This window comes from Streptomyces sp. NRRL B-24085 (genome assembly GCF_001282115.1).
GTDB lineage: Bacteria > Actinomycetota > Actinomycetes > Streptomycetales > Streptomycetaceae > Streptomyces.
Window position 1 is genome coordinate 1 of sequence record NZ_LJBR01000055.1, and the last position, 12095, is coordinate 12095.

The window sequence follows — 12095 nt, forward strand, 5'->3', positions numbered from 1 at the left end:
GTGCCGCCCTCCCCGCCCTCCGGATCCGACGCCCACCGGGACGGGGACTCCGGCCGGCCCTCGGGCCGGAACGGCAGCCCGCCCGAGCAGTACGGGACCCGGGTGGCCCAGGTCGGCCACGGTGACGCCGGGTCGGCCGTTCCCGTCGAGCGGGCCGGGCCGGCGGTGGGCGCGGTCCTGGACACCGCGACGTCGGCGACGGCGTCCGGAGTGTCGGTCCTCGGCGCACTCGTCACCGGTGCGGGGCCGGGCATCGGCGGCTGAGTCCGTGCCCCCGACGCCGGTTCTCCCGAACCGGTAGGCTTCCCGGGCGTGCGTCGGAAGGTGACGCACGCCGGGAACGCGACTTGGGAGGAACCGGCGTTGCACGTCCAGGAATGGCTCGACACCGTGCCCCCGGCCGCCGTCTACGCCCTGGTGGGCCTGGTCATCGGCCTGGAGAGCCTGGGCATCCCGCTGCCCGGCGAGATCATCCTGGTCTCCGCCGCGCTGCTGTCCTCGCAGCACGCGGGCATCAACCCGGTGGTCCTCGGCGCGTGCGCCAGCGTCGGTGCGGTCGTCGGCGACTCCATCGGCTACGCGATCGGACGCAAGGGCGGACGGCCGCTGCTCGCCTGGCTGGGCAACAAGTTCCCGCGGCACTTCAGCGAGGGCCATGTGGCCACGGCCGAGCGGTCCTTCGAGAAGTGGGGCATGTGGGCGGTCTTCTTCGGCCGCTTCGTGGCGCTGCTGAGGATCTTCGCCGGACCGCTCGCCGGTGTGCTGCGGATGCCGTACTGGAAGTTCCTGATCGCCAATGTGCTTGGCGGGATCGTCTGGGCCGGCGGTACGACGGCGGTCATCTACTACGTCGGGATCGTCGCGGAGTCCTGGCTGAAGCGGTTCTCGTGGCTCGGGCTCGTGCTGGCCGTGCTGATCGGGCTGACCTCGATGCTGGTGCTCAAGCGCAAGGCGGCGAAGGCCACGGCGACGGCGGCGGCCCAGAAGCAGGCGGCCGAGCCGGAGACCGTCCCGGCCGCCGACTGATCCTCACGGCTTCTCATGCACCTCCTGGTGGGCCTTGGACAGGTCCGCGTAGAGCGTGCCGTTCAGGGTGACCCCCTGCCGCTCCTCCTCCGTCAGTTCCCGCCGTACCTTCGCCGGCACGCCCGCGACCAGTGAACCCGGCGGCACCTGCATGCCCTGCGGAACCAGCGCCTGGGCCGCCACCAGGGAACCCGCCCCGATCACCGCGCCGTTCAGCACGGTCGCGCCCATGCCGATCAGGCAGTCGTCCTCGACCGTGGCGCCGTGGACGACGGCGTTGTGCCCCACGGACACGCGCTCGCCGATCGTCACCGGGAAGCCGGGATCGGCGTGCAGAGTGCAGTTGTCCTGGATGTTGCTCTGGGCGCCGACTGAGATGCGTTCTACATCGCCGCGGGCCACCGCGCCGTACCAGAGGCTGGCCCCCGCCCGTAGCGTCACGTCTCCGATCACCGATGCGGTGGGTGCCACGAAGGCCCCCTCGTCGATCTGCGGTTCCCTGCCGCCGATGCCCGTGATCAACGCCTTGTGCGCCATTCCGCCTCCTGGTTCGCGATGTCCCGCACGGTACGCCACCCGGTTGGGGCGAAGATCACAACCCCGCGGTCTCATGCGGACGCCGTGCGCTCAGTACGGTGAGCTCGTGCCGAAGAGCAAGAACACGTTCTCATCCTGGCGGGGCCGCCTCGTGCAGCGTGCCGTCCACGCGGGCTGGGCCTGGGTGCAGCGCACCGGGTCCGTCACCGCCGAGCGCCCGGGGCGCTTCCGCTTCGGCGCGCTGGGGGCGCACACCCGGCTGGCCTTTCCGCTCGGCACGGTGTTCGGCGAGCCGTGGATCCACGTGGGTTCCCACTGCATTGTCGGCGAGCAGGTCACCCTGACCGCCGGCCTGATGCCCGACCTGGACCTCGGCCCGGAGCCGATCCTGCGCATCGGCGACGGGGTCGTGCTGGGACGCGGCAGCCATGTCATCGCCGACACCACGGTCACCATCGGCAGCGACTGTTATTTCGGGCCCTATGTGTACGTCACTTCCACGAATCACTCCTACGACGACCCCCACGAGCCCATCGGCAAGCAGTGGCCGCGGATGGAGCCGGTGGAGATCGGTTCGGGGTGCTGGATCGGGACCGGGGCGGTGATCCTGCCCGGCGCGCGGATCGGGCGGAACGTCGTCGTGGCCGCCGGTGCCGTCGTCCGCGGGGTGGTGCCGGACCACGCCGTGGTCGCGGGGGCGCCCGCTCGGGTCGTCCGGCGGTGGACGGCCGAGGAGGGGTGGCAGCCGCCGCTGCGCACGCCGGCGCCGGTGCCGATCCCTCCGGGGGCGACTGCGGAGGAGTTGAGCGCGTTGGCGGGGCTGGACGAGGAGACTGTGGCGAAGTTGGCCGAGCTGGACTGAAGGTGAAGGTGCCTACGGGGCTGCCGCGGAGGGTGGTCGGGCGGCAGCCGGCCGGTGGGGGCTTGTCGCGCAGTTCCCCGCGCCCCTGGAGGGGCGCGTCGGAGTGTCACCCCGTTGCCAGGAGCAGGGTGCCTATTAAGGCCAGGCCCGCGCCCGCTGCCTGGAGGGTGCGCAGGCGTTCGCCGAGGAGGCCTCGGGCGGCCAGGGCCGTCACCACCGGGTAGAGGGAGGCGAGGACTGCGGCCACCGTGACCGGGCCGTGCTGGGCGGCCACCGCGTACGTGCCGTTGGCGGCCACGTCCGCGAGGCCGACGAAGGCGAGAGCGGGCAGGGACGCCCAGGGGAAGCCGGGGGCCGGGAAGGCGGGGGCGCCCCGTCTCACCGAGCCGTACAGAGCGGCGCCCCCCACCGCCACGCTGACCAGGCGCTGGACGAACAGGGCGAGGAACAGGCCGGGGACGGTCGTGGACGCCTCCGCGATCAGGGCGAAGACCGTGCCGAAGCCGAGGGCCGCGATCAGGGTGAGGACGATCGCCTCGCGCTGCACCGGGGCTCCGCGCAACTGGGGGCCGCCCGCCAGGACCACCCCGGTGACGGCCACCGCGATGCCCGCGGCCTGCACCGGCCCGGGACGCTCGCCCAGGAAGAGGCCCACGCCGACCGGGACCGCCACGCTGAGCGTGCCCAGCGGGGACACGACTCCCATCGGGCCCAGCGCGAGCGCCTTGTAGAAGCAGATGAGGGCGACCGGCCCGGCCAGTCCCGCGGCGAACGCGAACCACAGCCGGGGACCCGCCTCGCTCCAGCCGCCCGTCGCCACCACGATCGCGCCGAGCACCGCCGCCGCGATCGCCTGGGAGACCACCACCACCGTGAGCGCCGGGAGCCGTCGGGTCAGCACCCCGCCGCCGAAGTCGGCCAGGCCCCACAGCAGGCTGGTGGCCAGGGCGAAGAATGCTGTCACGGCTCGCCTCGCAGTACAGTTCGGTGAACGATCGGGTGCACCCCACCGTAGTTCATTCAGTTGCACCGTGTCATACAGAATATTGGACGTGACGTGTCGGACCTCGACCTGCTGACCCAGTCCCTCGCGCGCAACGTCAAGCGCTGGCGGACCGAGCGCGGCTTCACCCTGGACACTCTCGCCGCCCGGGCCGGAGTCAGCCGCGGCATGCTGATCCAGATCGAGCAGGCCCGCACCAACCCCAGCCTCGGCACCGTCGTGAAGATCGGTGACGCCCTCGGCATCAGCATCACCACGCTGCTCGACTACGAGCAGGGGCCCAAGGTGCGGGTCGTCCCGCCCGAGCAGGTGGTGCGGCTGTGGAGCACGGAGGCGGGAAGCTGGAGCCGGCTCCTCGCGGGCGCGGAGGCCCCCGGCCCGCTGGAGATGTGGGAGTGGCTGATGATGCCGGGCGAGAGCAGCAGGTCGGATCCACACCCCGCCGGGACGGTCGAGATCCTGCACGTCACCGAGGGCGAAATGACCTTGACCGTCGACGGCGTCGAGCACCTGGTCCCCACCGGGGCGAGCGTCACCTTCGAGGCCGACGCCGAGCACGTCTACGCCAACCAGGGCGACGTCCCCGCGCGGTGGATGCTGGCGGTCTCGGTGCCGGCCGTGCCCTGAGCGGCTGTTAGCGTGCCGCCATGGACGCACCCATCGGACACTTCGACCACGCCACCCCTGCCCCCGCCGCCCTCGACGAGCTGATCCGCCCGGTCGCCGACGCCGTACGCCACTGGAGCGGCAGCGTCCCCGCCGAGCAGATCGTGTACGTCGACACCGACCCGCAGTGGGCCGACACCGCGGTCTTCGTCGAGCACTACGGCCGGGAGCTGCTGGAGCAGTCGGCGAACTGTGTGGTGGTGGCCGGCAAGCGCGGCGGCGAGACCACGCTCGCCGCGTGCGTGGTGCTCTCCACCACCCGGGCCGACGTCAACGGAGTCGTCCGGCGCCAACTCGGCGCCCGCAAGGCGTCCTTCGCCCCGATGGACACGGCGACCGGGGAGAGCGGCATGGAGTACGGGGGCATCACCCCGATCGGACTCCCCGCCGGCTGGCCGCTGTTGATCGACTCGGCCGTGGTGGACCTGCCCTACGTCCTGGTCGGCAGCGGGCGGCGCCGGGGGAAACTGCTGGTGCCGGGCAAGGCGTTCGCGGAACTGCCGGGCGCCGTGGTGCTGGAGGGGCTCGGCGTCGCCTGAGCTCAGGCCGGCGCGTGGTGGGCGAGCGCGTGGTGCGGGTCGGCCTCGCCCGGCACCGGCGCCGGATCGGCGTGCACCAGGGCCGCCGTGAGCCGGGGCACCGCGTGCAGCAGGGCGTGCTCCGCCGCCACGGCCACCGTGTGCGACTGACGTACCGTCATCTCCCCGTCCACCACGACCGCCACCTCCGCGCGCAGCCGGTGCCCGATCCAGCGCAGCCGCAACTCGCCCACCCCGCGCACCCCTTCGACCTCCCGCAGCGCGGCCTCGGCCCGGTCGACGAGCTCCGGGTCGACGGCGTCGAGCACCCGCCGGAACACCTCGCGGGCGGCGTCCCGCAGCACCAGCGTGATCGCGGCCGTGATCGCCAACCCCACGAGCGGGTCGGCCAGTTGCCAGCCCAGGGCCGAACCGCCGGCACCGGCGAGCACGGCCAGTGAGGTGTACCCGTCGGTGCGGGCGTGCAGTCCGTCCGCCACGAGTGCGGCCGAGCCGATGTCCCGGCCCACCCGGATGCGGTAGCGGGCCACCCACTCGTTGCCCGCGAAGCCCACCAGCGCGGCCACGGCGACCGCCGGGACGTGTGCCACGGGACGGGGATCGAGCAGCCGGTCGATCGCCGCCCACCCCGCGAAGGCCGCGCTCGCGGCGATCGTCAGCACGATCACGATGCCCGCGAGATCCTCTGCACGGCCGTAGCCGTACGTGAACCGGCGGGTGGCCGCACGCCGGCCCAGCACGAAGGCGATGCCCAGCGGTACGGCGGTCAGCGCGTCCGCCGCGTTGTGCACGGTGTCGCCGAGCAGCGCGACGGACCCGGACACGGCCACCACGACCGCCTGGGCCAGGGCCGTGACCCCCAGCACCGCCAGCGAGACCCACAGGGCGCGCATGCCGCGGGCGGAGGACTCCAGGGCGGAGTCGAGCTTGCCGGCGGTCTCGTGGGAGTGCGGGGTCAGGAGATGCGTCAGGCGGTGACGGAGGCCGTGGCGTCCATGGGCATGCCCGTGCTCGTGGTCATGCCCGTGCTCGTGCCCGTGCGGATGGTCGTGCCCGTGCGGATGGTCGTGACCGTGCTCGTGGTGGCTCACGTGCTGTCCCTTCCGGTGCGCGCGGTGGTGGACGTGGCGCGCCCACCCCGCCATTATGTGCGTATGAGCGCACGCATGCACCTGTCACCTGCGCACGATGCGCACCCGCGCACCCCCGGCGAGGAACAGTTCGCCCTCGCCGCCGAGGTCCTCGCCCTGCTCGGCGACCGCACCCGCCTCGCGCTGCTGCATGCCCTGGCCGGGGGAGAGGCCGACGTCACGACGCTCACGGAGGCGTGCGGGGCGGCCCGGCCCGCCGTCAGCCAGCACCTTGCACGGCTCCGGCTGGCCGGCCTGGTCAGCACGCGCAAGGAGGGACGCCGGGTGGTCTACGCACTGCGCGACGGCCATCTGCGCCGGCTCGTCGACGAGGCCCTGAACGTGGCCGACCACCGGCTCAGCGACCGGCCGGTGCACGACTGAGAGGTCAGTACGCGGCCGCCGTACCGAGGTACTGCTCCGCGAAGGCCGCCGCGGCGGCCGGGGAGGTAAACAGGCGGCGGAGGCGGGCGAAGGTGGTGCCCGCGCGGTACTCGTCGCCCGACGAGGTGCCGTGGTAGACCTCGGAGAGCCACTGGGAGAACTCCTGGTAGTCCCACACGCGCCGCAGACAGGCCTCCGAGTAGCCGTCGAGGCCGCTGCCGTCGCCCTTGCCGAGGTAGGCGACGAGCGCGTCGCCGAGCAGGAACGCGTCGTGCAGGGCGAGGTTCATGCCCTTGGCCGCGATGGGGGCGGTCAGGTGGGCGGCGTCCCCCGCGAGGAACAGCCGGCCGAACGTCATGGGCTCGACCACGTAGTTGTGCATGTCGAGGACGCGCTTCTCGATCAGCCTGCCCTCGGTGAGCGGCGGGACGCCGTCCGCGCCCAGGCGCTGCTGGAGTTCGGCCCAGACGCGCTCGTGGGGCCAGTTCCCTGGGTCGTCGCCCGGCGGGCACTCCAGGTAGTAGCGGGTGACCTCGGGGCTGCGGGCCATGTGCCCGGCGAAACCGTTCGGGTGGATGCCGAACAGGACGCAGTCGGAGGACGGCGGCGCCTCGGCGAGCAGCGCCAGCCAGCCGACGCCGTAGTCGTGCCGGGCGATGTTGGTGGTCTCGGGCAGGACGGTGCGGGTCACCCCGCGGGCCCCGTCGCAGCCGGCCACGAACTCGCACTCCACCACGTGGCGTTCGCCCGTCTCCGCGTCGGTGTACGACACGGACGGCCGGGGCGACTCCAGGTCGTGCGGAACGACGTCCCGCACGCCGAAGCGGATCTCGCCGCCCCTGACGTCGGCGTACTCGCGGACCAGGTCGGTGACCAGCAGGGGCTGGGGGTAGACGAAGTGGTGATGTCCCGTCAGCTCGCCGTAGGCGAAGCGGAAGCGGTCGCCGGCGAAGCGGAACTCGCACTCGGTGTGCGACTGGGCGCGCTCCAGCAGGCTGTCGGCGAGACCGCGCCGCTGCAGACCCCGTACCGCCCACTCCTCGATGACGCCCGCGCGGGGCCGCTGCTCGATGAACTCGCGGCTCTCCACCTCCAGTACGAGGCAGTCGACACCCGCGGCCCGCAGGATGTTGCCGATCGTCAGTCCGGCGGGCCCGGCCCCGACTATGACGACCGGAAAGCGCTGTGGGGCAACGGAGTTGGGGTGGGAGGTCACCCGGTCATTATGTCGGCCCCCGGCGGGGGCGGGGAGGGCCCGGGTGCCTCGGCGGGCGGAGGCACCCGGGCCGCCGGTCTCAGTGCGCGGGCGCGTCGGTGACGACGACCTCGTCGATGCTGCGCTCGATCTCCGCGGCCGGCGACGCCGTGGCCCGGGCCCAGTAGTAGATCACCAGGGAGAAGGCGGCGACGAGCAGGATGTCCCACCACAGGGCGATCCGGCCCGAACCGCCGCCGAAGCCGCCCTGCCACGAGATCAGGCCCATGCCCACCAGGTACGCCGGGAGCCACTGGGCGGCCCGCCAGTCCAGGCGCGGCGCGTCGGGCAGCCCCTTGACGAGGGCGTAGCGCGCGTAGCCGCCGAGGAGCACGTAGCCGAGGACGATCGCCACCCCGAGCCGCCACAGGGTGTGCCAACCGGCCCAGTAGATGATGAGGTTGGCGACCACGAAGGACACCGGGGACAGGACCGAGCCCGCCGGCAGCCGGTAGGGGCGCTCGTGGTGGGGCAGCCGGTCGGCGAAGACGCCGTACGCCAGCGGGGCGCCGGCGTACATCAGAACGCTCGCCGAGGTGATGAAGCTGACCAGCTGCTGCCAGCTCGGGAAGGGCAGGAAGCAGAGCACGCCGGTCACGAAGGAGATGGCGAGACCGAACCAGGGCACGCCCCTGCGGTCGGTGCGCTCGAACAGCCTGGGCGCGTAGCCGTTCCTCGACAGGCCGTAGGAGACCCGGGAGGTCGCGGTCGTGTAGATGAGTCCGGTGCCGCCCGGCGAGATCACCGCGTCCAGGTACAGCACCACGCTCAGCCAGCCCAGCCCGACGAGGGTCGCCAGACCGGCCCAGGGGCCGCTGATCCCCGGGTAGTCCAGCTTCGCCCAGCCGTGCGCGAACGTGCCGTGCGGCAGCGCGCCGATGAAGACGACCTGGAGCAGCACGTAGACGACCGCGCCGATCGCGACCGAGCCGATCGTCGCGCGCGGCAGGTCGCGCCGGGGGTCGCGGCTCTCGCCCGCCAGTTGGATGGCCTGCTCGAAGCCCAGCAGGGCGAAGATGATGCCGCTGGTGCTGATCGCGCTCAGCACGCCCTTGGCACCGAACGGCGCGAAGCCCTCCGAGTGGAAGTTGGCCGGGTGGAAGTTGCCGGCCGCGATGACGAAGACGGCCGCCAGCGGCACCGCGATCTTCCACCAGGTGGCGGCGCTGTTGGTGTGCGCGAGCGCTCGTACGCCGAGGAAGTTGACGACCACGAAGACGGCCATGAGGAGCACGGCGACGAGGAGTCCGCTCGTGGTGAGCGTCTTGTCCGCGTGCTGGAAGCCCTGCGCACAGGACCAGTGACCGGCGTAACCGATCATCGCCTCGACCTCGATCGGCGCCACGGTCGCCGCCTGGAGCCAGGAGAACCAGCCGAAGGACATTCCGGCGAGGCCGCCGAAGGCGTAGTGCGGATACCGGGCGGTGCCGCCCGCCACCGGGAACATGCCGCCGAGTTCCGCGTGCACCAGGGCGAGCAGCACGATGGCCACCGCGCCGATCACCCACGACACCACGGCCGCCGGCCCGGCCACGACGACCGCTTCCTGCGCGCCGTAGAGCCAGCCCGAGCCGATGATGGAACCCACCGAGGCCCACATGAGCCCGATCAGCCCCACGTCCCGCCGCAGCCCGCCGCCCGGTGTCCCCTTCGCCGCAGGCGCTGAATCGACGCTTACCATAAATTAAGGGGCCTCTCACGAATTACATATATTTACTGTGCGAGCGGCCCCAGATTACGAATCAACCGCCTTTGGATTAAAGGCGGTTGTCGTATGTTTGACTTCTTTGACTTTTCTGCGGGGAATTCCTTGCGAGCGTTTCAGGAATTCGGGAGGGAATTCAGCCCAGGCGGGGCATCTCGATCGCCGGGCACCGGTCCATGACCATGTCGAGACCGGCCGCGCGGGTGCGCTCGTACGCGGACTCGTCGACGACGTCGAGCTGGAACCACACCGCCTTCGCCCCCTTGGCCACGGCCTCGTCGGCGACGGCCCCGGCGAGGTCGCTGTTCACGAACACGTCGACCACGTCCACGTCGAACGGGATGTCCGCGAGCGAGGCGTACCCCTGCTCTCCGTGCACGGCCTCCGCCTTGGGATGGACCGGCACGATCCGCTTGCCGTAACGCTGGAGCACCTCGGCGACGCGGTAGGCCGCACGCCCCTGGTTCGACGACAGGCCCACGACGGCCCAGGTGTCGCCGAGTTCGGTCAGGATCTTGCGGATCGTCGCTGGGTCGCCGTACACGTCGGAACTCCTCGGGAAGCGGGAACTGGACCATGGGAGGCAACACCGGCCGGCCTCCGGGTCTTCCCGGGGCCCGGTCACGCCGGCCCGCGCCCACGGGGCGGTCGGTCCCGACCTCCGGCGTGCGCGGCCCGGCGCCGGAAAGTACGGTGGCGCCCAGGTGTTCGACCCCGGGCACGGGACGGCTGTCCCGGCGGTCGTCGGAGGGTGGAGGCGGCATGGCCGAGAAGGGCGCGGAGAAACTGCCGCGCAAGACCTACGAGAAGGAACTGCTGCGACTCCAGACGGAGTTGGTGAAGCTCCAGGAATGGGTGCGCGCGGAGGGCGCCCGGCTGGTCGTGGTCTTCGAGGGCCGGGACGCGGCGGGCAAGGGCGGCACCATCAAACGGGTCGCCGAACACCTCAACCCCCGTGTCGCCCGGATCGCGGCCCTGCCGAAGCCGACCGAGCGGGAACGCGGCCAGTGGTACTTCCAGCGGTACGTCGAGCACCTGCCGGCGCCCGGCGAGATCGTGCTGTTCGACCGGTCCTGGTACAACCGCGCCGGCGTCGAGCACGTCATGGGCTTCTGCACCGAGGCGGAGTACCGGCTCTTCCTGCGCCAGTGCCCGATCTTCGAGCGGATGCTCGTCGAGGCGGGCATCGTGCTGCGCAAGTACTGGTTCTCGGTGAGCGACACCGAGCAGCAGGAGCGGTTCCGCAAACGCCTGGAGGACCCGCTGCGGCGCTGGAAGCTGTCACCCATGGACCTGGAGTCCATCACCCACTGGGAGGCGTACTCCCGTGCCAAGGACGAGATGATGGTGCACACCGACATCTCCGAGGCGCCCTGGTTCGTCGTGGAGAGCGACGACAAGCGCCGGGCGCGGCTGAACATGATCGCCCACCTGCTCGGATCCGTGCCCTACCGCGAGGTGCCGCCCCCGGTCCTGGAACTGCCCGAGCGGCCGCGGCCGACCGGGTACGAGCGCCCGCCGCGCGATCTTCAGACCTACGTCCCCGACCACGCGGCGAGTCTCTGAGCCCGGCCGGTCACCCTTCCTCGGGACGATCGCGACCGGGCAGTCCGAGTGGTGCAGCACCCGGTGGGCCCGGCCCTCCGGCCGAGCTGGAGCCCGAAGTGCCGCGCGTGCCGCCGGGCGCCGATGACCAGGAGGTCGGCGTGGTGCGAGGCCCCCGCCAGCACCGTCCCGGCGGGGCCCTCGACGGTACGGCGGTGCACCTCGGCATCGGCCGGCACGTCCCGGAGCGCCGCCTCCAGGACGTCCACCGCCTGCTGCTCGTGCAGCCGGGCGGGCTCCCCGGCCGGCAGCGGATGGCCGGTGCTCTCGTGTGCCGGGCACCGCCAGGCCCGTACCGCCTCCACGGGCACCTCGCGCCGCGCGGCCTCCGCGAAGGCGAAGTCCAAGGTCGGCTTCGCGCCGACCCCGACCCCGACCACGACACGGCCGTGCCGCCCGGACCGTGCCCGGTCGTCGTGGCTGCCCAGGACGACGCGCTGTGTGGCGTCAGTCGTGCGGGACGACGGCGACGGGGGCGAGGGAGTGGTGCAGGACGCCGTGCGTGACGGGTCCGATGCGGGTGCCGAGCGCGGCGCGGCGGACCCGCCGGCCCACGACGGCCAGGGAGGCCGTGCGGGAGGCGTCGACGAGGTGGCCCGCGGGGTGCCGTAGAACGACTCCTCGGCGACCTCGGTGTCCGGGAACGCCTTGCGCCACGGGGCCATGACCTCGGCCAGGGCGACGGTCTCGCGTCGGGCCGGCTCGGCGTGGAGTCCTCGGGGGACGGGGCGGAGGGGTCTCGCGGACCGTTTCCTCGGGACGGAGGGGTCTCGCGGACCGTTTCCTCGCGGCGGAGCCGTTCACGGCCGTGTCGGAGCCGTGTGGGCCGGCTCAGGGGCCGGTCGGCCCATGTGACCCCGCCCGTGGTTTGGGGGACGGTGGCTACAGCGGTTCCCCACCCGTCGGGAGGCAGGCCATGATCACCACGCCCACGCCCAGCATGCTGCGCGCCCTGCCCGCCGAACACCGGCACCGGCTGATGCGCGTGGCCCGTGAGGTCTCCTTCCCGCAAGGGACGCGGCTGTTCGAGGAGGGGAGCTGCGCCGACCGGTTCTGGATCATCCGGACGGGCACCGTCGAGCTCGACCTGCGGGTACCGGGACGCCGGCCGGCCGTCATCGAGACCCTGCGGCACAACGAACTCGTCGGCTGGTCCTGGCTGTTCACCCCGCACACCTGGCATCTCGGCGCCGAGGCGACGAGCCCGGTGCGGGCGTACGAGTTCGACGCCACGGCCGTCCGCCTGCTGTGCCAGGAGGACCCGGCCATGGGCAGCGCCGTGGCCCGGTGGGTCGGGGACGTGCTCGCCCACCGGCTGCACTCCGCGCGGATCCGGCTCCTGGACCTGTACGCCCCGTACGGTTCCGGCAGCATCGTCTGAGG

The 12095-nt window shown here is 72.4% G+C and carries 14 protein-coding genes and 2 pseudogenes; 8 read left to right on the forward strand and 8 right to left on the reverse strand.

Annotation, left to right across the window (positions count from 1 at the left end):
• Both AOJ26_RS07990 and AOJ26_RS07995 read left to right on the forward strand, forming a co-directional pair.
• Positions 1-264: pseudogene (locus AOJ26_RS07990) on the forward strand (hypothetical protein); the annotation flags it as partial.
• A gap of 99 nt (positions 265-363) precedes the next feature.
• Positions 364-1026, forward strand: a complete 663-nt coding sequence (locus tag AOJ26_RS07995; RefSeq protein WP_053847491.1) for a DedA family protein — start codon at positions 364-366, stop codon at positions 1024-1026.
• A 3-nt stretch (positions 1027-1029) separates the two neighbouring features.
• On the opposite strand, the gene AOJ26_RS08000 is transcribed toward AOJ26_RS07995, so the two are convergent.
• On the reverse strand, positions 1030-1563 hold the full coding sequence (locus AOJ26_RS08000) for a gamma carbonic anhydrase family protein (protein WP_053847492.1): 534 nt from the start codon (positions 1561-1563) through the stop codon (positions 1030-1032).
• 106 nt (positions 1564-1669) lie between these two features.
• Here AOJ26_RS08000 and AOJ26_RS08005 point away from each other — a divergent pair, with 106 nt between their 5' ends.
• Entirely contained in the window at positions 1670-2425 is a 756-nt protein-coding gene (locus tag AOJ26_RS08005) for an acyltransferase (protein WP_053847493.1), read from the forward strand.
• 106 nt (positions 2426-2531) lie between these two features.
• On the opposite strand, the gene AOJ26_RS08010 is transcribed toward AOJ26_RS08005, so the two are convergent.
• Positions 2532-3389 carry a DMT family transporter gene (locus AOJ26_RS08010; RefSeq protein WP_053847494.1) on the reverse strand — a complete coding sequence of 286 codons (858 nt, stop codon included), beginning with the start codon at positions 3387-3389 and terminating at the stop codon, positions 2532-2534.
• Between the two features lie 93 nt (positions 3390-3482).
• Between AOJ26_RS08010 and AOJ26_RS08015 the strand changes: the two genes are divergently transcribed.
• Both AOJ26_RS08015 and AOJ26_RS08020 read left to right on the forward strand, forming a co-directional pair.
• The gene (locus tag AOJ26_RS08015) at positions 3483-4055 is read left to right on the forward strand and encodes a helix-turn-helix domain-containing protein (RefSeq protein WP_053847495.1); all 573 of its coding nucleotides are present in this window, start codon (positions 3483-3485) and stop codon (positions 4053-4055) included.
• A gap of 20 nt (positions 4056-4075) precedes the next feature.
• Positions 4076-4633, forward strand: a complete 558-nt coding sequence (locus tag AOJ26_RS08020) for a YbaK/EbsC family protein (protein WP_053847496.1) — start codon at positions 4076-4078, stop codon at positions 4631-4633.
• A 2-nt stretch (positions 4634-4635) separates the two neighbouring features.
• Here the strand turns inward: AOJ26_RS08020 and AOJ26_RS08025 are convergent, their stop codons facing one another.
• Positions 4636-5778 carry a cation diffusion facilitator family transporter gene (locus AOJ26_RS08025; protein ID WP_234358495.1) on the reverse strand — a complete coding sequence of 381 codons (1143 nt, stop codon included), beginning with the start codon at positions 5776-5778 and terminating at the stop codon, positions 4636-4638.
• A 9-nt stretch (positions 5779-5787) separates the two neighbouring features.
• Here AOJ26_RS08025 and AOJ26_RS08030 point away from each other — a divergent pair, with 9 nt between their 5' ends.
• Positions 5788-6147 carry an ArsR/SmtB family transcription factor gene (locus tag AOJ26_RS08030; RefSeq protein WP_053847540.1) on the forward strand — a complete coding sequence of 120 codons (360 nt, stop codon included), beginning with the start codon at positions 5788-5790 and terminating at the stop codon, positions 6145-6147.
• 4 nt (positions 6148-6151) lie between these two features.
• Here AOJ26_RS08030 and AOJ26_RS08035 read toward each other — a convergent pair whose 3' ends face one another.
• The 3 genes from AOJ26_RS08035 to AOJ26_RS08045 all read right to left on the reverse strand — a co-directional run bounded on the left by AOJ26_RS08035 (position 6152) and on the right by AOJ26_RS08045 (position 9651).
• On the reverse strand, positions 6152-7363 hold the full coding sequence (locus AOJ26_RS08035; RefSeq protein WP_053847498.1) for a 4-hydroxybenzoate 3-monooxygenase: 1212 nt from the start codon (positions 7361-7363) through the stop codon (positions 6152-6154).
• 79 nt (positions 7364-7442) lie between these two features.
• Positions 7443-9083 carry an APC family permease gene (locus tag AOJ26_RS08040; RefSeq protein WP_053847499.1) on the reverse strand — a complete coding sequence of 547 codons (1641 nt, stop codon included), beginning with the start codon at positions 9081-9083 and terminating at the stop codon, positions 7443-7445.
• 160 nt (positions 9084-9243) lie between these two features.
• A complete protein-coding gene (locus tag AOJ26_RS08045) occupies positions 9244-9651 on the reverse strand; it encodes a CoA-binding protein (protein ID WP_053847500.1) in 408 nt (135 codons plus the stop codon).
• A 218-nt stretch (positions 9652-9869) separates the two neighbouring features.
• Between AOJ26_RS08045 and ppk2 the strand changes: the two genes are divergently transcribed.
• A complete protein-coding gene (gene ppk2, locus AOJ26_RS08050; protein ID WP_053847501.1) occupies positions 9870-10673 on the forward strand; it encodes a polyphosphate kinase 2 in 804 nt (267 codons plus the stop codon).
• On the opposite strand, the gene AOJ26_RS41640 is transcribed toward ppk2, so the two are convergent.
• Positions 10643-11092, reverse strand: coding sequence for a universal stress protein (locus AOJ26_RS41640; RefSeq protein WP_053847502.1), 450 nt, complete (start codon positions 11090-11092; stop codon positions 10643-10645). The two genes, ppk2 and AOJ26_RS41640, sit on opposite strands and share 31 nt — an antisense overlap.
• A 67-nt stretch (positions 11093-11159) precedes the next feature.
• Positions 11160-11425: pseudogene (locus tag AOJ26_RS42730) on the reverse strand (universal stress protein); the annotation flags it as partial.
• Positions 11426-11628: 203 nt separating this feature from the next.
• Between AOJ26_RS42730 and AOJ26_RS08060 the strand changes: the two are divergent.
• Positions 11629-12093, forward strand: a complete 465-nt coding sequence (locus AOJ26_RS08060; RefSeq protein ID WP_053847503.1) for a cyclic nucleotide-binding domain-containing protein — start codon at positions 11629-11631, stop codon at positions 12091-12093.
• Positions 12094-12095: the final 2 nt, after the last annotated feature.